Below are 20,263 nucleotides of genomic sequence, written 5' to 3'. Positions count from 1 at the left end.
GATATGGTGGCATGACCCAATTGAAACTGCCTCCGGAAAACCCGGGACGCTTCACCTCGGCGCTTGGCGATCTTCATGGCCCATGTCTTGAGCGCGAAGGTTTCCCGGCTTCGGGTGAGGATCGAGTTGGCATCTTCGTACAGCAGCTTGCGCACGGTCCCATCTCCCTGTTTGGTGATCCTGCCTGTCCAGTCGAGCTCGCCCGACTGATGGCGGCGGGGCACAAGGCCGAAGTAGGCCCCGGCATTGCGGGATCGTCGGAAGCGTCCGGGTTCATCGACTGCGGCGGCGAAGGCAGCAGATGTTTGCACGCCCACGCCCGGTATGGTCATCAAGATCTCGCAGGCTTGTGACTGGCTTGCGATGACACGCAGACGGCGGTCCATCTCCTTGATCTGCTCGACGAGCGTCGCGCGTACCGTCAGCAGCGCGGCGATAGCTTCGCCCAGACCCGGGATGTGTGCCGCTTGCATCATCCTTTCGAGGAATGCCTTCCCTTGCCCAGCCCCGGGGCGATAGCCGAAGGTTGTGCAAAGACCGCGAATTGTGTTGTCGAGCCGGACACGCGCTTCCACCAGATGGCTCCGCGCGGTGATCACGCTGCGCACCCCATGCGCTGCCGGAGATTTGACGTGTACCTCCTTGTAGAAGCCGGTACGGGCCAACTGAACGAGCCCGGCGGCATCGTGAGGATCGGTCTTGTTCGCCTTCATTGCCTTAAGGCTCTGGTGCGCCTGGCGGGCATCAATGCACACCACCGCGACACCCAGTTCACGCAGACCAAGCCAGATCGCCGAGTTCTGCGGCCCGTTTCGATCACTGCCCGCTCGATTGGACGGTATCGTCCGAGCATCGCGACCAAAGCCTCCGGAGTGCTCTCGACCTTTTCCGACACGAGCTTCTGGCCATTTTCGTCAACGATGCAGACCTGTGCTTTCCATCGACAGGTTCAATCCGGCATAATGCTTCATGGCTGCTTCCTTCCTTCAGGATTCGACAACCAGAAGTGTGCGCCTCTACCGAGGTCCGAGGGAAGCAGCCGCAATTACACGATGACTCATTACGCGGCGCACCATATGCGCGTGCAGATGAGTTTGATGGTGGCCATGAAGTTGGCGGGATCCTTGTCATAACGGTTGGCGATGCCCCGGAACTGCTTGATCCGGCTGAAGAAGCGCTCGACGAGGTTGCGCTGGCGGTAAAACCATGACGAGAAGCCGAAGCGCTGCTTGCGATTGGAGCGGCTGGGGATGTTGGCCCAAACACCCTTGGCTGCGGCTGCTGTGCGGATAGCATCGCTGTCGTAGCCCGATAGGACGTCCGTCAGCATCGACAAGAGCATGGATCTTGCTGGTAAGGCCGCCCCGGGAACGTCCCATGCCATGATCTGAAGATCCCCCTTTTTTGCGGTCGCACCATTGTGGTGAACACGCACGCAAGTGGAATCGATCATCACCAACTCGCCGTTGAAACCCGCAGATACGGACGCGAGCAGCCGGTCCCAGACATCGGCTTTGCGCCAGCGGACAAGCAAGTTGGAGCAAGTAGTTGAAGGGCCATAGCGATCCGGAATGTCAGCCCAGCACGAGCCTGCCATCCCGTCGATGGCCTGCCGCTTCCATGGCGCGATCACGTGTGATGGACGCCATGCTTGGCTGCCCACTCCGCCAGCGTCAGGGTCTCCCCGGATCGCCTCCAGCGCAACCTCGGCCTTAACCTCCGCGTTGTAGCGCTTCTTCGTCGTCTTCATTCCCTAAGCAATTGGCTAGATTGAGCTTAGCTAAGCATCATGTCTAGAAAACGGCCACCATCTCAGTGGTCGTCCACGACATGCGTCACCACGAGCAAAAGTGAGCCGGAACGGACTTTCAGTGACAACCAACACTCAACACTGCCACGCCTTGCCGCTATCTTGCCCGGAATTTAAAGTGACTATTGCACAATTCTCCTAACCACTACGAACTAAACCAACCCGAAAACACGAACAGCACAATCAAGATTCGGGTTCGTAACTCAACAAAAATCCTGCAACTCGATCAGCCAGCGAGGCGCAAATCTGCAGACCTGATGGCAACTCGGGTACTTTTACCGAGAATATCCAGTAAAACCCAGATCCGCTGATCGGGTGCCATCTGCTCAACCGTTCCGATAAAGTCCGCAAATGGACCATTCGTTACCCTGACGGTATCGCCATCATGCAAAAACCGCGGCGGCAATAGCTTACCGGCTGGATCACACCGTCGCATCAGGTTGGAAACCAGCCTGAACGGAACCTGGGCTGGCCGGTCTTCGACAAAGCTCACAAGCCGGCTCACGCCTGTCGTGCTGTTAACTGTGCGCCAACGCACGGTGTGTAGGTCGAAGCTGACAAACAAATAGCCTGGAAAGACAAGCTTGCAGGTTTGAACTAGCTTGCGCGCCTTGCGAGCGGTGACCTCTTGGAAGGGCGCGAAGATCTGTATGCCCTGCTGCAAGAGATTGCGCTTGGCGATCGCCTCCGCATTCGGCTTCAGCTGAACCAAAAACCACGGCAACATCAAGCCAGGTCCGGGATCCAAAGCGGGAAAAGCAATCTCGTTCATAGATGAACAGCGTGATCATCTGCGCTCACAAAGTCAACCCGGATAAGCTGCAGATGAATTCCGCCAGGACGCCCCCTTGATTATCCAATCGAGAACTGCAGCAAATGCCTTAGGCGGCACGGCCCAATGCCCGCTGGAGTCTGGACTTTGTCCATGATCAGTTCGCCTGCGGCAGGCGGTTCCGGGTGCTCAACATCGTCGATGACGTGACCAGGGAATGCCTCGCCGCGATCCCCGACACGTCGATCTCGGGACGCCGTGTGGCGCGCGAGCTGACCGACATCATCGCAAGGCGCGGCAAGCCGGGACTGATCGTCAGTGACAACGTCCTAGGTTGGGAAGCAGCGGCGGAAAACGGCCAGCAGGTCTCGTTGCGCCGATTGTGATCGGCGCTGGTTGCGTTCTGATCCAGATGGCTTCCATCGTCAAGGAATGCGCTCTCGGCCATAGCAAACACAGGATCCAGCGGCCGCTTTGGTCGTGGTCCTCACCGTCCTTAAAATGAGATGCGGATGCCAGATGGAAGGCCCGAACATTATCTACAGGGTCGCCGTAGCGCCCTCACGGCACGACAGAGAGGGGTCCTTCCATCTGGTGTCCGCCCGTTCAACGAACGGACGGTACTCGGCTCCCGTCTTGATGACAGCGTGCGCGACGCGCGCCATCTTGGCGGTGAGTGCGGTCATGGCCTTGCGGCGGCCATCAGGGTCGTTTCCATGGCCGGCAACATAGCGACCAAGCTTGTCGCGGAAGCTGTTGTCACGCTGACGGATGGCGACTTGAGTTGCCATCCAGAAGGTGCGGCGTAGCCGGGCGTTGCCGTACTTCGAGAGCTTGGTTCGCCCACGGAAAGTGCCCGACCGGCAGGTCGCGAGGTCAAGCCCACAGAACTTGAGGAACTGGCGGTGGTGCGCAAACCGGCGAAGGTCGCCAGCCTCGGCAAGGATGGTCAGCGCGTTGATCGGTCCGATCCCGCGGATCATGCGCAGGAGCTGATAATCGCGGTTCTCGCTGAGCAAGGCGTGAGCGGTGCGCTCAATCTCATCGCGCTGCCGGATGAGGCTGCGTGCTTGTGCGATGACCATGCGGAACATGGCGATCGCTACGGAATCCTCGTCGACCGGCAGTGCCACCGAGGCGCAGGCGGTCTCATAAATATCGTTGATTAAGCGGGCCTTGGAGACCTTGCGCCGACGAGAGACCAAGCCTCGCGCGTGAAGTCTTCCAGGCCGAGCGCTGTCATGCTGGCCGGAGTTGGAAAGCGTTCGAGCAGGTCCAGAAACCAGGCCGTAGACTCATAAACACGGAGCCACAGTCGCATTGAAGCCAGTTGGACCATGGCGAGGAAGTTTTCAGCCAGCTTGTCATAACGGGTGGCGACGCGCCGGAAGTGCTTCAGCTTGGAGAAGAAGCGCTCGATGAGGTTTCGGTCGCGATAGAGCCAGGTGCTGAAGTACGGTTTCGACCTCCGGTTGGCCTTCGGCGGGATATTTGCGAACGATCCCTTCTCACGAAGAGCCGCTCGGATGCGATCGGCATCATATGCCTTGTCCGCCAGCACGATCGTTCCAGCGCCGACATGAGCAAGCAACTCGTCAGCGGTTTGGCCGTCATGGGTTTGACCAGCGGTCAGGCTCAGCCGGATCGGGAGTCCTTGCGCATCGACGACCGCGTGGATTTTGGTCGTGAGGCCGCCTGGGGAACGACCGAGACAATGATCTCGATCCCCCTTTTTGCCGTCGCGGCCTGTTGGTGAGCGCGAACGGAGGTGCTGTCGATCATCTGGATATCGCCGTCGTGGGCGGCAGTGATGGCATCCATCATCCGGTCCCAGACGCCGGCCTTCCGCCATCGCACGAAGCGGTTGTAGCAGGTAGTGCGCGGCCCGTAGCGTTCGGGTAGATCACGCCATGGAGCGCCGGATCGCAACACCCAGAAGATACCGTTCAGAACGCGGCGATCATCGACGCGCGGAACGCCTCGCGGCTTGTTGGGTAGGAGCGGCTCGATCACGCGCCACTCGAAGTCGGTCAGGTCGTATCGCCTCATGCAAAGTCTGAATCAGCAACCGGCCAAAATGGAAAGTGCAGATGGCTGAGAACTACATTTTTCGCTATGCTTGGAGCATGACCCTTCACCCAAAGATACATCTCTCCCGCCTACGTGGAATCGGGTGGAAGCTCTGGGATCCTATCGGACTGGCGCATAACGGGAGTTCGCCCGATGAGGGGGGCGCGGACGAATACGATCATTACCTGCTCCACGCCGTCAGCATGATCTCTCGCGGCGGCTCAAAGGATCAAGCTGCCGTCTACCTCACCAGCATAGCGTCCGAGCACATGGGGCTTTCTGTTGTGAATGCCGACGCCGCAGCGGCGACGGCCCAAGCGATAGCCGACTATCTCATATCTTCGCCGGATGGACCGAAGACCGTCCGCTGAACACATTTATGGGTTCACGGCCCAGTCAGACCGGCTGTTGCCGGCGAAGCGCTCGATCTCAGGAAAATACAGCGGCAGATAGTGTGTCAGGATCCGATGCCAGGTCTGGGTCTTGGCTTTGGAAATGGCTTCATGGGTCTTCGACATCTCCTGCAGGTCGTTAATCCCGGCGGCCAGCGGATCGACGTAACGCTGGGTGGCACCAATCCGCAGCATATGCAGGATCACCTGCGCATCCTTGGAATCGTTTTTGTCCCAACCATTGTGCAACGCCTCGCGGGTACGAGCCAAGGCAACCGACGAAATCAGTCGCAGCTCGAAACCTGCCGAGAGCAGCCGATGCGCCAAGGTGCGATGGTAGTTGCCGGTCGCCTCGAAGCCGACGACGATCGGGCGCCCTATGCTGCTGAGCTCGTCGGCGAGGCGATCGTAGTCAGCCTTGGTGGCCATGATCGTCATGCGCCGGCGGCCGCCGCCTTCGGGGCGTTCAATCAATACCTCCTGCCGGTGCTTCGACATATCGATGGCTACCAGCACGGCGTCGGCGGGGGTAGAACTGCGCTTGGTCATGGTCGGTCCGTCTCCAAAGGGTTGAGTCGACAACTTCACTTTAGAGACCTGCTGGCCGGTCATGGCCGCCTTGATGAAACCGGCGGGCGCTACGCGCCCTTGTCTTCATCAAGGCATCGCGGCCCTCCAAGGAGCCGCTTCCCAATGTGCTATGGCCCCGAATTCATCTCCCGGGCGCTTGATCATTGGGCCTACATCAATCGGGTGACGCTGGACTTCAGCAGGCCGGGAAAGCCGACCGACAATGCCTTCGTTGAGTCCTTCACCGGCCGCCTCCGCGACGAGTGCCTGAACACGCATTGGTTCTTGTCATTGGACGACGCGAGGATCAAGATCGAGGCGTGGCGGACGGACTTCAACGAGACCCGACCTCACACATCCCTGGGGTTCATGACGCCTGCCGAATTTGCTTCATCGGCCGGGGTTAACCCCGGCCGATGAAGTGCCAGATCTCTCGTTCTGGGTGGTGGCAAATCCGGGACAGGGTCTCAACCGCCGCGGCTTTAATCAGAGCTGGATGAAAGTCCCGTGGCAGGTCAGTGCGGCATCACTCTGGCTGCATGGCCCAATTCAAAAAACTTTACGTCCTGGTTATGCTTGGCGCCGGGGAACAAGAAATCAGGCGGCAACCACAATCGGCCGGAGCAATACCCCACTGGGAGCGTTCTAACGCAGGCTCTCTGCGCGTGCAGGAAAGGCCAAGGCAATGACTGCGACCGCGCGCAAGATCGTGGTGCTGCTTTACAACAGCTTGCGATACGGCATGGCTTATCACGATCCCGGCCCAACGCGGTACAACGAACGGTATCGCAGCCAGCTGCTCGGCAATATGCAGCGCCGCGCCAAAGCCTTCGGCTTCGCCTTGCATGTAATGCCAACGAAGCCTGACCTAAGTGTTACCTTGGAAGCCTATGAAACCGGGCGGCTCCAACGGCCACCTGATCAAATGGTAGATGCGGCGGAAAAAGCGGCGAACCTGTATGACAATTCTTCAGATAGCCTAACGATATCACTTTTCAAATCCGCCGCACTCGTCTAAGTGTTCAAACATGAACGAGTAACTCCTGCTTGTTCGTAGCCCACAGCGACACGGAAGGTGGCAAAACACCAGCCGTGCGGTAGCTATGGCCTCAGCTTTAACGGTCGATCCTATGGCCCGTGATAAAATCGCGCAGCAACGCGAGGACGTGTATTTTAGAGTCCTGCGCCTACTTGAAAGCCGCCCAGATGCCTCGCAGCGTGAAATCGCCGAGGAGCTTGGGGTCAGCCTTGGAGCAATCAACTACTGTGTTAAGGCGCTGATCAACAAGGGACACATCAAGCTTGCCAATTTTAAAGCATCGAAGAATAAGCTCGGCTATGTTTACGTTCTGACCCCCGAAGGCATCGCGCACCGAGCACAACTCGCGGCCGGATTCATCAAACGCAAAATCGCTGAATTCGAGGCAATCACAGCTGAAATCGAGCAATTGCGCGCTGAACTAGGCGATATTGTTAAAACTTGATAGGTAAGTGTGACAATCGAGGCCAATAGTTAAAAGAGCAACAAATCATCGCTCATTCCGCCTCGACATTTATTCAAACCATCCGCCTAGCAAGGCTTCTGCCTAGAAATAGACTGAACCAACACTAAAAGCCGATGATACCCCCAGAAAGGTGCACTCGATGCCAATACTGCATTATAACCGCATCAGTCTTAGAGAAAAGAGAAACATAGAGTGCTATATCAATTCCTTTTACGACGAACGCTTCTTGCGATGCCCCCATCACTAAATGGTCGTACTTCATAGACAAAGGATAAAATTCTTAAACATGCGGATCTTGACACCAAAGCCACCACCTCCGGAAAAGGACCAACCATGACGATACCAAATGCACTTCCTGCAAATCGCATACTCAATTTGCGGCATCATTTCCTATAACTTAACCCTGCTCGAAAGCATTATCTATGAGATCTGCGCTAAAAACAATAGCACGTAAACTTGGCGTCGGGATTACGTCAACATCTCGGCTTAACCAACTTTTAGAACTGCAGAACGACGTCCCAGCCTTAATGGACCAAGTGCTAAAACTAAACGGCTCATCACGTGAAAGTCCGGCTCAACTCAAGCAAGATATCTTTGTACTAATGCAAACGGGATTCAAGCGCGGTGGCTACTTTGTCGAGTTTGGCGCAGCCGACGGTATTCACCTAAGTAACACTTGGTTGTTAGAAAAGGAATACGGCTGGAGCGGAATTCTCGCCGAGCCTGCCCGTTGCTGGCACAAAAACCTGCACCAAAACCGAAGATCATCTATCGAAACAAGCTGCGTCTATTCATCAACTGGCGCACAAATAGAATTTAATATGGCAGAGCAAGCCGAACTTTCTACAATCGTAACATTTGGTTCAGACGATCATCACGCGAATTCTAGAAAGGGTGGCACGATCTATTCTGTACCAACGATATCGCTTTCAGATCTGTTAAAAAAACATAATGCGCCAAAAGAAATCGACTATCTATCGATCGACACCGAAGGAAGCGAACTCGCGATTCTTCAGGAATTCCCATTCAAGGAATGGAGCATAAAAATTATCACTGTCGAGCATAACTATCAGATAAATCGGGAACGAATAAAATCTCTGCTCGAACAGAACGGGTATCGGCGGCATTTCGAGGGAATTTCGAAATGGGATGATTGGTATATCTTGGACTGATGAGATTCCTTTGTGATCCAAGAATTTTATCAACATATAATGCAGCGGGGCTCATAAATGCTGTTAAATCCAACAACCAAAGCCTATCTTCGGAAACTAGGGCGTCGATTTGGCCTCGAGATCCGGCCTAGTGGCGTAAATTCGCGCGATGACTTGCGCTTCATACATTTCATCCGGATGCACAAGATTGACACCGTAATTGATGTTGGCGCCAATCGTGGGCAGTTTGCGAGGGGCCTGTTTGACTTAGGCTTCGAAGGCCGCATAATTTCAATTGAGCCTCTGCCTGAAGCGCATCGCGCCCTTGAAGTTTCGGCGTCACAATTTGGATCCAGGTGGACTGTGGCACCCCGCCTCGCCCTGAGCGACACAACAGATGGCGGAACCCTTTTTGTCACACAGTCTGACACAGCTAGTTCCCTACTCCAGCCAACTGAGGCCCTGAATCAGGCAACCCCAAGCACCGAGGTAGTGGAAAGGATTCCTGTCGAGACCGCAAAATTGGACGACCTGGTCGCTAAGCTGAACCTCAATCAATCACGCGTCTTGTTGAAGCTTGATGTTCAGGGAGGAGAGGACAAAGTCCTTGCGGGAGCGGCGAACACTATACACATCTTATCTGGATTACTAATCGAACTCTCGTTCGCAGATCTTTACAGCAATCAAACATCGCCAGCAGAAATCTTTAATCACATGACGGACGTTGGATTTGAACTGTGGGATCTCTGGAGAGGTTACAGCAATCCTCAAACACATCGCTTAAATCAAATCGATGCATTATTTTTTCGCTCGAAATAAGATATAGAGGTAATGGCGAAATATAGGACGCACTTTCCGTGAAGGCGCAGATAAAACGTGCGTAGCTATATACTGAATTCTGCTTGGATCTTATTCGAGCGGATGTTTACAATGGCGCTTCTTTTTTTTGTTTTAGCAATTGTCGCGCGCCATTTGGGTCCAGATAAGTTTGGAACACTGTCGTATGTAGCCGCCGTAAGTGCTATATTCGGAGTTATTGGACAATTCGGTTTTGAGAACGTCGTTGTTAAAGACTTAGTTGGTCACGCAGAAAAACAGACTGAGATCCTCGGCACATCTTTCGCATTGAAGTTTCTCACTTATTCATGCGCTTCTTTTGCGATGGTTGCCTATGGCTTCTTCGCACATCAGGATAACACTGAGCGATCTCTATTTGTATTGTCTAGCATCGGCCTATTGATAACCCCATTTCTCGTGACACATTCTTGGTTTAATGCAAGGGTCATGGCGCGCTCTACTGCTTTAGCTGGTATCTTCGGAAATATCATCTCGGGCGCGTCTAGGCTTGCATTTGTAGTCATGTCTGCTAACATTGTTCTATTTGCAGCGAGCAACTTAATTCAAACTTTTGTCTCAGCGGCAGTGAGTCTAAGGTTTTTTATTGCAGCAAATGGGCCGCCGCTGAGTAGCTGGAGATACTCCCGCAATATTGCAGTAAAGATGATGGCTGAGAGTTGGACTTTCTTTCTTGGATCGCTCTTCTCAATAATTTATCTTAAAATGGATGTAGCTCTCCTACGGTGGCTTTCCGGACCAACCGAGGCAGGACTTTATTCTGTGGCGACGCAAATTTCTGAAGCCGCCTACTTTGTTCCGGGAGCGATACTAACTTCAATATTTCCTGCAATGATCGCGCTTCGTCGATCAAACCAAGATAGGTTTAATTTGCGATTGCAGCAGATCTTTGACGTTATGCTTTTGAGCTCTCTTGGAATTATGATACCCATTATATTCATCGGCGCATTTTCGATTCCCCTTATTTTCGGCGATGTTTACGGACCGGCATCGAGTATTTTAATAGTTCATGTACTGGCTATGCCCTTTATTTTCATGGGCACTGCCTTTGTACGTTGGATTGTTGTTGAAAAGTTGACTAGGTTTTTTCTATTTTCGCAAGGGGCAGGAATTGTCGTGAACGGCGTCCTCAATTTGATATTGATCCCTATACTGGGCGGGATAGGAGCGGCGATAGCGACCGTAATATCTTATGCAATTGCACTATATCTCATCTTGGCCTTTCACCCTCAAACAAGGCCAATTTTTGCCATGATGTCATCCTCACTTTTCGCGCCGTGGGCTGCAGCAAGACGAGCCTACGCACTTAGGTTGGAACTATGATAACGAGGAAAAGTTGTAGCGCGCGACTTGTACATATGTCCTCCAGCGAAGGTCATCGGGAGGACTATCAACGGGTCTTATCCTCCGCGCTGGGCCTTTCACCTTCGACTGGGAAAGTTTCACGCAGCAATTTTCTGCACTTGTTTCAAGCGAAGGCTTTGCTATTTGGTTCGTTGGATGACGACGTTAAAGGCTTTCTATTAATCGCGGTGGTGCGCATGCTGATTGGTAAGAAGACCGGCGCGCTATTCCTGCGGCCGCAATCTTGCTTTTCTCCGTTGGGCCTGGGAGCAACGTGCAAGTATGCGATTTTTCGTGCCCTTTCGAAACTTCCGATGGTATCAATCTTTACGATCGTGCCTTTCGAAATTGAGCCTAAGTACAGGAAGATTGCCAAGCAAGGCGTAGCCGATCCGCAGCTATGGGATCGCATGATCCTGCCCTTCCAGCCGTCGTTCCAATTCGCCAAACACTTAATGGATCTCGCGGGAGGACGCCGAATACTTGCATTCATCGGTACTGCCAGCCCTTTTAAAGGGGTTCGCGAGTTGTGTAACATGATGGCTCATCCGCAATGGGACAATAGCGTTTTTGTGTTATTGGCGGGGAAGGTACCAGACGCTGTGTCGGACGCCATCCGAGCAGCCGAGGCGCGCGGAGCGGTTGTCATTCCTCGCTTCATCTCGAACGATGAACTTGATGCAATCTACTACGTGGCGGACATCATTTGGGCCGGGTACCAGCCAAGCTATGACCAGGCGTCTGGCAATTTTGGTAGGGCGGTGCAGGCAGGCAAGATTCCTGTTGTCAGGGAGGGAACATTGATTGAGCGGCTCGCTCAGCTTATTGACTACCCCGTACTGACCATCGATTTCGATAACCTGCAAAAGGGTATCGAACGGTTGCAGGGCTGTTTGCCCAATACATGTGGCCCGCCACATCGGTTCATTCTGCGATCGCAGGAGCAGTTCGTTACGAACATGAAGAATGCACTATGATATTTTTTCAAAAAACATCGCTTCTTGCTGCGTCCGTGATCGCCATATCGATATTGGGATACCCAGTATCGTCAGTGTTTGCCAAGGTAATTTCGATAGATAACCAAATTGTTGCCATCGGCGTTCGCACAGTCATTCTTCTGTTCGCGATAATCCTTCTTTTGGGCAGGACTAGGTGTCATTCAAAGCCAGCGCTCATACTTTTCACCCTTTTCTGGTTTCTCTATATTTTGCGCCTGGCCTACACTTTTGGCTTCTCGGGTGAAGTAGTCTCAGTTCCAGCTAGCACATTCTGGCTTTGGGGATTGGGGGTCTGCTTGATTCCCAGTCTGGCAATTTTGGTTTACGGGGGACCAATCGATTTCTCCAAGACGGGAGTTGCAATCTCCGTACTCGGACTTGTCGCAATGGCCGGGATCCTTTTGATTGGGGGAACTGCCATTGAAACAGCCCAAGGGACGCTAGCTGACCAGAACCGATGGAACCTTTCTACGGTTAACCCTATTACTATCGGACATCTTGGGTCGTCGTTAGTTCTAGTCGGATTGGCAGAACTTTTGCACGGGACGCCGAGAATACGACGTATCCTGTTCAATGGAGCGATTGCCGGAATAGGAGTAATCGGGATTATTTTAGCGAATTCACGCGGGCCGCTCGTTGCGTTGATCGCTTCGCTGGGCGTGGTTGGCTCCGCGCAGATCAGGCGACGGCAGACGTGGCGTTACGCCATCCTGATCCTACTCGTAGGTATTGGAGTGGCTTATCATAGCGCTAGTACCCTTCTCGACGAACGTGGACTCATTGAGCGCTTCGTTTCGGTTATGACCGGTGACGATCAATCCGCTCAGCAGCGCAACCAGCTTTTCGCGGATGGCTTTGCTCAATTCTTAGCCTCCTCAATGGTCGGTGATGGCGTCGAGGTGCGAACGCAGGCCTATTACCCGCACAATGTCACGTTAGAGGCGTTTATGACGACCGGCATATTGGGTGGATTTGCTTTCCTTGTTCTCGAAATAGCATCACTCCGGTCTTCCTTTCGTATTTTAAAAGTCGATCACCAGAAGGCTTGGCTTGCGATGCTCGCAGTTCAGTATATTGTCGCCGGTCAGCTGTCTGGATCAATTTACCAGTCAGGCGCAATGTGGGTGCTGATGGCTGGGGTACTCGCTTTTGATCGCTCCGGCAAAGTGAGGGCGCGGGCCATGTCCACTGGCATCCGCGCCTTCCCTGGATCTGTGGATTCGGTAATGATTGCTGACAACCGCAGTCGCCGTAGGCATGGCTGAGGTAAACTTCTGTAATTAAATTTATCAGGCGACATTTGGTGATTGAACAATGAAGTCAGGACTCGCTCCCGTTGCGCTATTTGCCTATAATCGACCAAGTCATCTTGAGCGCACCCTTCGTTCGCTGCTGGCATGCGAGGGGGCAGATTTAACAGCAATTACTGTCTTCATTGATGGGCCAAAGAGCGCGTCAAGCGCCGCCGTTACCGAGGAGGTCCGCCGCGTTGCGCTGGACGCGCTTGGCGCGCGTGCCGACATCAGGGTGCAGGCAAGCAATCAAGGTCTGTCAAACTCAATTATCGCTGGTGTGGGAGCGTTGTTGGCGGAGCACGGGACAGCCATCGTAGTGGAGGATGACCTCACGCTCGCGCCACAATTCCTCGAATTTATGAATGCGGCTCTACAGCGTTATCGAACAAATGAAAATGTCTTTCAGGTATCTGGGCACATGTTTGATGTTCCCGAATTCGCTGATCGAAGCGAGGCTATGTTTTTGCCATTTACTACAACCTGGGGGTGGGCCACTTGGGATCGCGCATGGAAAGCTTTTGATGCAACCGCCGCAGGCTGGATCCGGCTGCGTGAAGACAAACTTTTGCGTCGCCGTTTCGATCTTAATGGAGTCTACCCATATACGTGGCTGATGGAGCGACAGCAACGCGGGCAATCGGACAGTTGGGGAATCCGGTGGTATTGGTCGGTATTCAAACGCAATGGCGTTAGCCTCTTCCCTCCAGTCTCGATGGTAAGAAACAATGGGCAGGACGGATCGGGAACGCACGGTAAGGGCGTGGTGGCAAAATTTAACTTAGAAACAGAACGGTCGATTCTAGAGTCCCCAGTCTTGCCAGACCTAGCGAAGGTAAACGCTCCAGATTTTGCTTTGGTGCGGAAAGCTATCTGGCGCCAGAACGGCGCGTGGAAAGGTTGGGCCCTCAATAAGTTTCGGCAGATCGCGGGGATCTAATTTAACCGTCTAACCTCTGCGACAATTGCTAGATCATTGGTATTTGATATCTGAGCTCCTTACGAGTCTCATATTTTCAGTTAGTGGACCAAATACTCTGTGAGTTATGACAGATGAAAAGTGTATTGCAGAATGTATGGAGGCAGGTTTTTCGGTTGCTCTCACAGAGGTCAGTGGCATTTCGTGTGGGAGAGAATTCCACGCTCCGCTACGACCGCATTCGGTCAGCACCTAGATGTGCTATTTCTGTCGGGCGCGACTGCATCATAAACACGCGGATAATTTTTGATCGGCCAGGCGCTTCATTCGATTGCGGCGATCGCTGCTATATTGGCGCGAGCCTCTTGGTGAGTGCTCAACAAATTTCTCTTGGCGACGATGTTCTCATTTCTTGGGGCGTTACGATTGTTGACCATAATTCTCATGCTATCGACTGGTCGCAGCGTGCGAATGACGTTTTGAATTGGGGTAAACGCATAAAGGATTGGAGTAACGTAAGGATTGCGCCCGTCCGCATTAATGAAAGGGCGTGGGTCGGCTTTAATGCGATAATCCTGAAAGGTGTTACGATCGGGCAAGGAGCAGTTGTGGCCGCAGGCGCGGTCGTCACTAAGGATGTTCCGCCTTATAGCGTTGTCGCGGGCAACCCGGCACGCGTCATCCGCACTCTTTCCGAACTTGAGATATGAGGGAATTGCTTCACGACATGACAAACCCTTGCCATGGTTCATGGGAAGACGCCGTCCGGTGGTTGCGTGCACAGCCTGACAGCGGCCAAATCGTTCGCGATGCTTATTTCGACGATCCACTAATCGATGCGGCAGAGCGCTATTGGAAAAGCAACGAATGGCATTCGCTTCGTCAGATTGTCGGCAAAGGTCCCGGCAAAGCGCTCGATGTAGGAGCCGGGCGGGGCATCGCCAGCTACGCGCTCGCCCGCGAAGGATTTACTGTCACCGCGCTGGAGCCCGATCCCAGCGACCTAGTCGGCAGTGGGGCGATCCGAGAGCTCGCCCTTAAATCATCTCTGCCCATCGCTATAGAAGAGAACCTGTCTGAAAGACTGCCGTTTGAAGACTCAAGCTTCGATTTAATCTTCGCGCGGGCGGTGCTCCATCACATCGGCGATCTTCCGGCCGCAATGCACGAATTCTGGCGAGTGCTGCGCCCTGGAGGCATGATCGTCGCCGCGCGCGAGCATGTCATTTCCTCCGCAAAGGACCTACCAGCCTTCCTTGCCTCTCATCCATTGCATCACCGCTATGGCGGAGAGTCCGCAAACACGCTCCTATTTTACCAGAAGGCCATCCGCGAGGCGGGCTTTGAGGGTTTGCGCACTATCGGCTCTCTCGACAGTGCGATCAATTTCGGCCCGCAGTCTGAGCGCGAGATCCATCAACGCATCGCTGCGCAAGTTATGCCTATTGTACCCCTGCAGCTCGTCGTCTTAAGCCTCCTAAACATACCCGGCGTGGGCAAGACGGTTCGACGTTTGCTTTCCCGGTTCGACCGGCGTCCTGGACGGCATGCTACCTTCTTGGCTTGGAAGCCAGCGTGAGTTCAGTCTGGATCACGGGTGCGGCCGGCTTCATCGGTAGCCATCTTGTTCGCTACCTGGGGGGACAGGGCCGCGCAGTTGCAGGGATTGATCTTGTACCCGCAGCTAGCTTGGGTCTTGACCATGTGGTATGTGGTTGGAATGCGGGCGGTCTTTCGCTTCAGAATCTGGACCTGCTGCAGCGCCAAGTTGGCGCGCCAGAGGTCATCTACCATCTTGCTGGTGGATCTTCGGTGGGAGCGTCGCTCACGGATCCTGCAAGCGATTTTGCTGCCACAGTCGGGGGCACCGCGCTCCTCCTTGAATGGTTGCGCATCGAAGCGCCGGCAACGCGCCTCGTTATCGTTTCATCGGCGGCGGTATACGGGAACATTCACCACAATGTGATCGACGATGATGCTGCGACTGATCCATACTCGCCGTATGGCGCTCACAAATACGCCATGGAGGCGACCGTCAAAGGATGGTCGAGCAGCTTTGGCATTCGAGCGGTAGCGGTCCGCCTCTTCTCAGTTTACGGACCGGGCTTACGAAAACAGTTATTGTGGGATCTGAGCAACCGTTTGCATCAAGACGAAGGACCAGTTGTACTTGGCGGGAGTGGGGAGGAATTGCGCGACTGGACCCATGTTGACGACGTAGTGCGCGCAATTGATGTCGCGTCTGAGCTCGCGCAAGTGGGCATGCCGATCATCAACGCCGGGTCCAGTGTTGGTTCGAATGTGAGGTTTATATCACACAGTCTCGTACGGGCATTTGGCGCGGATCCTACACGCATTGGCTTCTCCGGCAAGGCACGCCCAGGAGACCCCAACAGTCTCGTGGCTGCGCCCGGCTACCTGGCAGACCTCGGTTTCGAATGGCGGATAAGCGTCGAAGATGGACTAAAAAGCTACGCCGACTGGTATCGCGCAACGGAGCGGGCATGATTCGTTTTGCAATCCCTCCCATCGGCGGCCAAGAATGGTTCGGCGGATGGATGTACATGCGGAATTTCGTCCGTGCGCTGGCGCTGTATGGCGATTCGGAGATCGAAGCTTACGTCTTTGTTGGCGAGGACAGGGCAGATGAAGCCTACATTTCGGAGTTTCGGTCCTTGCCCCGCACAAAAGTGGTGGTAGAGGCTGCCTTCGATACCGATTTCAGGAACGGCACCCTCAAAACGCTTTTAACCGGGCGCAGAGCACCTCTGCTCAATGCTTTCAAGCGCGAAGGTATCACCGTCGCGCTCGACTGGGCAACCTATTACGGCTGGCGGAGCGAAATTCCCACCATCGCGTGGATACCCGACTTTCAACATCGTGCCCTGCCACATTTATTTGGTAAAGTGAAATGGTATCGCCGCGAAACCGGGTTTAGGCTGCAAATTGGCACGAGTGCGGCAGTCCTCTTGAGCAGCGCTGCTGCCGAACACGATTGCCACGCCTATTATCCGGCCTCGCGAGGTAAAACTCACGTTGCGCGGTTTGCCGTGCCAGTCGATGATTGGTCGGGACCATTAGATGCGGTGCATATGCTCCAATCCGCTGGTATTCCGCGCGACTTCATTTTCCTCCCGAACCAATTATGGCACCACAAGAATCATTTTTTGGCGATTGAGGCGGCAAGCATCCTCGCAAAGCGCGGCTCTGACCGAGTGATTGTCGCCACAGGTCGCGGTTCAGACCCGCGCAGACCTAACTACCGAACGGAACTAATGAATCAAATCGTGCAATCCGGAGCAGCATCCAATTTTGTCCTGCTGGAAGGTGTCGACCACGCGCTGGTGAAAGCTATGATGACGACCACCAATGCGCTGCTCAACCCGTCGCTGTTCGAAGGATGGAGCACAACCGTTGAAGAGGCAAAGGCAATTGGCACTCCGCTGCTCCTCTCTGACATTCCGGTTCACCGAGAACAAGCGCCTGAGGCGGAATTCTTTAATTCTAATGACGCGCTTGCGCTCGCAGAGGCGATTGAGGCATCGCCAGTACGCACAACTGAGATGATAGCAGCTTCTTCAGAGTTGGCCCGTTCGCTAAACGTCAAAAATCAGATGGCATTTGCGCATTCGATCACTCAAGTAGTGAAGCAGGTCGCCCGAGCCAAAAGGTACAGCTTTCGATGAAGATCTCGGTCGTCACTGCCGTGTTCAATCGTGCCAAAACGATTGGTGCGGCGATCGCGAGCGTCAAATCTCAATCCTATGACGACGTCGAACATGTTATCCAAGATGGAGGCTCGTATGACGGGACGCTTGAGATCGTACGCAGGGAGGCAGCCGCGTCAGCATCAATTGTTTCCGAGCGAGACCTTGGGATTTACGATGCGATCAACCGCGCCATATCGCGCGCGAACGGCGATGTAATCGGTATGATGCATTCAGACGATTTCTTTGCCGACCGTCACGTCCTGTCAAAGGTGGCTGATGCGTTTGGCGACCCCTCAGTCCAAGGGGTTTATGGCGATCTCCAATATGTAACACGTAGCAGCCCGATGCGAGTGGTGCGGCATTGGCGCTCAGGACAGTTCACGCATTGGCGTCTCAAGCAAGGCTGGATGCCACCTCATCCGACATTGTATTTGAGGCGCGAAGTTTTCGAAGATTACGGTCTTTATGACACTTCGTTCCGGATAGCCGCAGATTACGATGCGATGCTCCGCTATCTCGCAATCGGAAATATCAAGCTAGCCTATATTCCAGAGGTTCTAGTTAAAATGCGGATGGGCGGGGAGAGCAACCGTTCTCTTGGAAGGATTATCAAGAAAAGTTGCGAGGACTACCGCGCTATTCGTAAAAATAACATAGGTGGCTTAGGAACATTAGCGTTAAAGAATCTTTGCAAAATTCAGCAGTTTTATTTAAAGGATGTAAAATCTCCATGACAAAACGCGCCCTCATCACCGGTATTACGGGACAGGATGGTTCTTATCTTGCGGAGTTGCTCTTAGATAAGGGCTACGAAGTCCACGGCATAAAGCGCCGCGCTTCGTCATTCAACACGCAAAGGATCGACCACATTTATCAGGATCCACATGCCGCAAACCCAAATTGTCGCTTACATTATGGCGACCTAACCGATACATCCAATCTAACACGCATAATTCAGGAGGTGCAACCCGACGAAATCTACAACCTTGGTGCGCAAAGTCACGTCGCAGTGAGCTTTGAGGCGTCTGAGTACACTGCTGATGTCGATGCGATCGGCACGTTGCGATTGCTTGAGGCTATACGGTTTTTAGGACTAGAAAGGAAAACACGTTTTTATCAAGCTTCTACGTCAGAACTCTACGGTCTCGTCCAAGAGACACCACAACGCGAAACAACGCCCTTTTACCCCCGGTCGCCTTACGCGGTTGCGAAACTCTATGCATACTGGATCACCGTAAACTATCGCGAGGCTTATGGAATATACGCCTGCAACGGCATTCTGTTCAATCACGAGAGTCCGCGGCGCGGGGAAACGTTTGTGACCCGCAAGATCACCCGGGGGCTCGCAAACATTAGCCAAGGGCTCGAGCAATGCTTGTTCATGGGCAACTTGGATGCTCTTCGCGATTGGGGGCACGCCAAGGACTATGTCCGAATGCAGTGGATGATGCTCCAACAGGATGCACCTGAGGATTTCGTGATTGCTACTGGACAGCAGCACTCTGTACGTGAGTTTATCTCATGGGCGGCGAAGGACCTTGGGATTACCCTTCGCTTCGAAAGTACGGGTGTCGACGAGCGTGGTGTGGTCGAGGCGGTTGAGAGCAACGTCGCTACGAAACTTAAACCTGGAGACATCATAGTACGGATCGATCCGCGCTATTTTCGACCTGCGGAAGTCGAGACCTTATTGGGCGATCCAGAGAAGGCCAAGAATAAGCTTGGCTGGGTGCCGGAAATTACTGCGCGTGAGATGTGTGCAGAAATGGTCGCCGCAGATCTTGAAGTGGCGCGTCGCCATGCGCTGCTCAACGCACATGGCTTTAGCATGCCAGTCGCAATTGAGAATTGAGGCCGAGAATGCGCGTTTATGTTGCCGGCCATCGCGGCATGGCTGGTTCTTCCATCACCCGTAAACTTGAACTGCGAGGCGTCGAGGTCCTGAAGCGTAGCCGCGCCGAGCTTGATCTTTGCGACCAACATGCAGTAGGACAATTCCTGCATACGGAGCGCCCGGATGCGGTTGTCCTTGCAGCTGCCAAAGTTGGCGGAATTCATGCTAACAACACGTACCCCGCTGAGTTCATCTACGAAAATTTGATGATCGAATGCAATGTGGTCAACCAAGCCTTCGCGGCCGGGATTCACCGGCTGCTGCTGCTAGGTTCGTCCTGCATCTATCCTCGCGCGGCCACGCAACCAATTCGGGAGGAGGCTCTACTCACCGGAGAACTGGAGCCAACGAATGAGCCATATGCGGTGGCTAAGATTGCTGGCATCAAACTCTGCGAGAGTTACAACCGTCAGTATGGCACAGACTATCGCTGCATCATGCCCACGAACCTTTATGGTCCTGGCGACAATTTCCACCCTGAGAACTCCCACGTTCTTCCTGCATTACTTCGGCGCTTCCATGAGGCAACTGCCGCTCGACGCGAGGAAGTAGTCATCTGGGGCACGGGGAAACCGCGTCGGGAATTCCTCCATGTTGACGACATGGCCGAAGCCTCGCTGTTCGTCATGGATTTGTCAAATGAGAAATACAGTGCCCACACGCAGCCGATGCTTAGTCACATCAATGTCGGGTGGGGGGAGGACATTGCAATCGGCGACCTTGCAAAGCTTATCGCGGACATCGTTGGCTACAACGGACGAATACGCTTTGACACGTCGAAACCAGACGGAACGCCGCGCAAGCTGATGGATGTTTCCAGACTGAGTAGGATGGGCTGGCGGGCGTCGATTCCTCTCGAGGATGGCATCCGACAAACGTACCGTTGGTTCTTAGAAAACCATACTTGTTTGCGCGAAGCTTAGCTAGTCGCCCGTGAAAAACTCTGAAGCCTTTGGGAATGCGTGGGTTTTAGCGGATTTG

The 20,263-nt window shown here is 53.9% G+C and carries 17 protein-coding genes and 7 pseudogenes; 18 read left to right on the top strand and 6 right to left on the bottom strand.

The window, feature by feature from the left end; genetic code table 11:
• The 3 genes and pseudogenes from AX703_RS14285 to AX703_RS14275 form a co-directional block, all read right to left on the bottom strand.
• Positions 1–755, bottom strand: a 755-nt coding sequence (locus AX703_RS14285) for an IS110 family transposase (RefSeq protein ID WP_197423729.1), incomplete at its 3' end; no start/stop codon positions are given.
• Positions 756–1,060: 305 nt separating this feature from the next.
• Positions 1,061–1,591 (bottom strand): annotated as a pseudogene (locus tag AX703_RS26710) (transposase); the annotation flags it as partial.
• 445 nt (positions 1,592–2,036) lie between these two features.
• Positions 2,037–2,582 carry a transcription termination/antitermination protein NusG gene (locus AX703_RS14275; protein WP_197423728.1) on the bottom strand — a complete coding sequence of 182 codons (546 nt, stop codon included), beginning with the start codon at positions 2,580–2,582 and terminating at the stop codon, positions 2,037–2,039.
• Positions 2,583–2,698: 116 nt separating this feature from the next.
• Between AX703_RS14275 and AX703_RS14270 the strand changes: the two are divergent.
• Positions 2,699–2,908, top strand: a pseudogene (locus AX703_RS14270) (DDE-type integrase/transposase/recombinase); the annotation flags it as partial.
• Positions 2,909–3,117: 209 nt separating this feature from the next.
• Here the strand turns inward: AX703_RS14270 and AX703_RS27960 are convergent.
• Positions 3,118–3,867, bottom strand: a pseudogene (locus AX703_RS27960) (transposase); the annotation flags it as partial.
• Between the two features lie 21 nt (positions 3,868–3,888).
• A pseudogene (locus AX703_RS26705) lies at positions 3,889–4,631 on the bottom strand (IS5 family transposase); the annotation flags it as partial.
• A gap of 41 nt (positions 4,632–4,672) precedes the next feature.
• On the opposite strand from AX703_RS26705, the gene AX703_RS14255 reads away from it, so the two are divergent.
• Positions 4,673–5,023, top strand: coding sequence for a hypothetical protein (locus tag AX703_RS14255; RefSeq protein ID WP_062344995.1), 351 nt, complete (start codon positions 4,673–4,675; stop codon positions 5,021–5,023).
• Between the two features lie 21 nt (positions 5,024–5,044).
• Here the strand turns inward: AX703_RS14255 and AX703_RS14250 are convergent.
• Positions 5,045–5,593 (bottom strand): annotated as a pseudogene (locus tag AX703_RS14250) (transposase); the annotation flags it as partial.
• A gap of 153 nt (positions 5,594–5,746) precedes the next feature.
• On the opposite strand from AX703_RS14250, the pseudogene AX703_RS14245 reads away from it, so the two are divergent.
• The 16 genes and pseudogenes from AX703_RS14245 to AX703_RS14175 form a co-directional block, all read left to right on the top strand.
• Positions 5,747–6,034 (top strand): annotated as a pseudogene (locus tag AX703_RS14245) (integrase core domain-containing protein); the annotation flags it as partial.
• Between the two features lie 265 nt (positions 6,035–6,299).
• On the top strand, positions 6,300–6,632 hold the full coding sequence (locus AX703_RS27955) for a hypothetical protein (protein ID WP_197423727.1): 333 nt from the start codon (positions 6,300–6,302) through the stop codon (positions 6,630–6,632).
• Positions 6,633–6,717: 85 nt separating this feature from the next.
• Positions 6,718–7,098 (top strand): MarR family EPS-associated transcriptional regulator, encoded by a 381-nt coding sequence (locus tag AX703_RS14235; protein WP_231735544.1) that lies wholly within the window; start codon positions 6,718–6,720, stop codon positions 7,096–7,098.
• 548 nt (positions 7,099–7,646) lie between these two features.
• Positions 7,647–8,291, top strand: coding sequence for an FkbM family methyltransferase (locus AX703_RS26695; RefSeq protein ID WP_197423726.1), 645 nt, complete (start codon positions 7,647–7,649; stop codon positions 8,289–8,291).
• A gap of 177 nt (positions 8,292–8,468) precedes the next feature.
• Positions 8,469–9,089 carry an FkbM family methyltransferase gene (locus tag AX703_RS14230; protein ID WP_062344989.1) on the top strand — a complete coding sequence of 207 codons (621 nt, stop codon included), beginning with the start codon at positions 8,469–8,471 and terminating at the stop codon, positions 9,087–9,089.
• A gap of 57 nt (positions 9,090–9,146) precedes the next feature.
• Positions 9,147–10,448 carry a flippase gene (locus AX703_RS26690; protein WP_156452069.1) on the top strand — a complete coding sequence of 434 codons (1,302 nt, stop codon included), beginning with the start codon at positions 9,147–9,149 and terminating at the stop codon, positions 10,446–10,448.
• A 140-nt stretch (positions 10,449–10,588) separates the two neighbouring features.
• A complete protein-coding gene (locus AX703_RS14220; RefSeq protein WP_062344985.1) occupies positions 10,589–11,446 on the top strand; it encodes a glycosyltransferase in 858 nt (285 codons plus the stop codon).
• Positions 11,443–12,732, top strand: coding sequence for an O-antigen ligase (locus tag AX703_RS14215; protein ID WP_062344983.1), 1,290 nt, complete (start codon positions 11,443–11,445; stop codon positions 12,730–12,732). Before AX703_RS14220 ends, AX703_RS14215 begins: the two co-directional genes overlap by 4 nt.
• Positions 12,733–12,781: 49 nt before the next feature.
• The gene (locus tag AX703_RS14210) at positions 12,782–13,699 is read left to right on the top strand and encodes a glycosyltransferase (RefSeq protein WP_062344982.1); all 918 of its coding nucleotides are present in this window, start codon (positions 12,782–12,784) and stop codon (positions 13,697–13,699) included.
• A gap of 113 nt (positions 13,700–13,812) precedes the next feature.
• A pseudogene (locus AX703_RS28935) lies at positions 13,813–14,364 on the top strand (DapH/DapD/GlmU-related protein); the annotation flags it as partial.
• Positions 14,365–14,450: 86 nt separating this feature from the next.
• Complete coding sequence (locus AX703_RS14205; RefSeq protein ID WP_197423724.1) at positions 14,451–15,257, top strand: class I SAM-dependent methyltransferase; 807 nt, start codon at positions 14,451–14,453, stop codon at positions 15,255–15,257.
• The gene (locus AX703_RS14195; RefSeq protein WP_197423723.1) at positions 15,242–16,186 is read left to right on the top strand and encodes an NAD(P)-dependent oxidoreductase; all 945 of its coding nucleotides are present in this window, start codon (positions 15,242–15,244) and stop codon (positions 16,184–16,186) included. The genes AX703_RS14205 and AX703_RS14195 overlap by 16 nt, the downstream gene beginning before the upstream one ends.
• Positions 16,183–17,364 carry a glycosyltransferase gene (locus tag AX703_RS14190; RefSeq protein WP_062344976.1) on the top strand — a complete coding sequence of 394 codons (1,182 nt, stop codon included), beginning with the start codon at positions 16,183–16,185 and terminating at the stop codon, positions 17,362–17,364. The genes AX703_RS14195 and AX703_RS14190 overlap by 4 nt, the downstream gene beginning before the upstream one ends.
• The gene (locus AX703_RS14185; RefSeq protein ID WP_062344974.1) at positions 17,361–18,122 is read left to right on the top strand and encodes a glycosyltransferase family 2 protein; all 762 of its coding nucleotides are present in this window, start codon (positions 17,361–17,363) and stop codon (positions 18,120–18,122) included. Before AX703_RS14190 ends, AX703_RS14185 begins: the two co-directional genes overlap by 4 nt.
• A complete protein-coding gene (gmd, locus tag AX703_RS14180) occupies positions 18,119–19,240 on the top strand; it encodes a GDP-mannose 4,6-dehydratase (protein ID WP_062344972.1) in 1,122 nt (373 codons plus the stop codon). Before AX703_RS14185 ends, gmd begins: the two co-directional genes overlap by 4 nt.
• 8 nt (positions 19,241–19,248) lie before the next feature.
• Complete coding sequence (locus AX703_RS14175; protein ID WP_062344970.1) at positions 19,249–20,205, top strand: GDP-L-fucose synthase; 957 nt, start codon at positions 19,249–19,251, stop codon at positions 20,203–20,205.
• The last annotated feature ends 58 nt before the right edge of the window (positions 20,206–20,263 follow it).

This window comes from Novosphingobium sp. CCH12-A3, assembly GCF_001556015.1.
Lineage (GTDB): Bacteria > Pseudomonadota > Alphaproteobacteria > Sphingomonadales > Sphingomonadaceae > Novosphingobium > Novosphingobium subterraneum.
This window is presented reverse-complemented; position numbering and strand designations above follow the sequence as displayed.

What these genes read in the sequence shown, in the direction of transcription:
- AX703_RS14235 (WP_231735544.1), top strand. Translation starts at nt 6,718, where the DNA reads ATGGCCTCAGCTTTAACGGTCGATCCTATGGCCCGTGATAAAATCGCG.
- AX703_RS14230 (WP_062344989.1), top strand. Translation starts at nt 8,469, where the DNA reads ATGCACAAGATTGACACCGTAATTGATGTTGGCGCCAATCGTGGGCAG.
- AX703_RS14275 (WP_197423728.1), bottom strand. Translation starts at nt 2,582, where the DNA reads ATGAACGAGATTGCTTTTCCCGCTTTGGATCCCGGACCTGGCTTGATG.
- AX703_RS14210 (WP_062344982.1), top strand. Translation starts at nt 12,782, where the DNA reads ATGAAGTCAGGACTCGCTCCCGTTGCGCTATTTGCCTATAATCGACCA.
- gmd (WP_062344972.1), top strand. Translation starts at nt 18,119, where the DNA reads ATGACAAAACGCGCCCTCATCACCGGTATTACGGGACAGGATGGTTCT.
- AX703_RS14190 (WP_062344976.1), top strand. Translation starts at nt 16,183, where the DNA reads ATGATTCGTTTTGCAATCCCTCCCATCGGCGGCCAAGAATGGTTCGGC.
- AX703_RS14185 (WP_062344974.1), top strand. Translation starts at nt 17,361, where the DNA reads ATGAAGATCTCGGTCGTCACTGCCGTGTTCAATCGTGCCAAAACGATT.
- AX703_RS14255 (WP_062344995.1), top strand. Translation starts at nt 4,673, where the DNA reads ATGGCTGAGAACTACATTTTTCGCTATGCTTGGAGCATGACCCTTCAC.
- AX703_RS27955 (WP_197423727.1), top strand. Translation starts at nt 6,300, where the DNA reads ATGACTGCGACCGCGCGCAAGATCGTGGTGCTGCTTTACAACAGCTTG.
- AX703_RS26695 (WP_197423726.1), top strand. Translation starts at nt 7,647, where the DNA reads ATGGACCAAGTGCTAAAACTAAACGGCTCATCACGTGAAAGTCCGGCT.
- AX703_RS14175 (WP_062344970.1), top strand. Translation starts at nt 19,249, where the DNA reads ATGCGCGTTTATGTTGCCGGCCATCGCGGCATGGCTGGTTCTTCCATC.
- AX703_RS14215 (WP_062344983.1), top strand. Translation starts at nt 11,443, where the DNA reads ATGATATTTTTTCAAAAAACATCGCTTCTTGCTGCGTCCGTGATCGCC.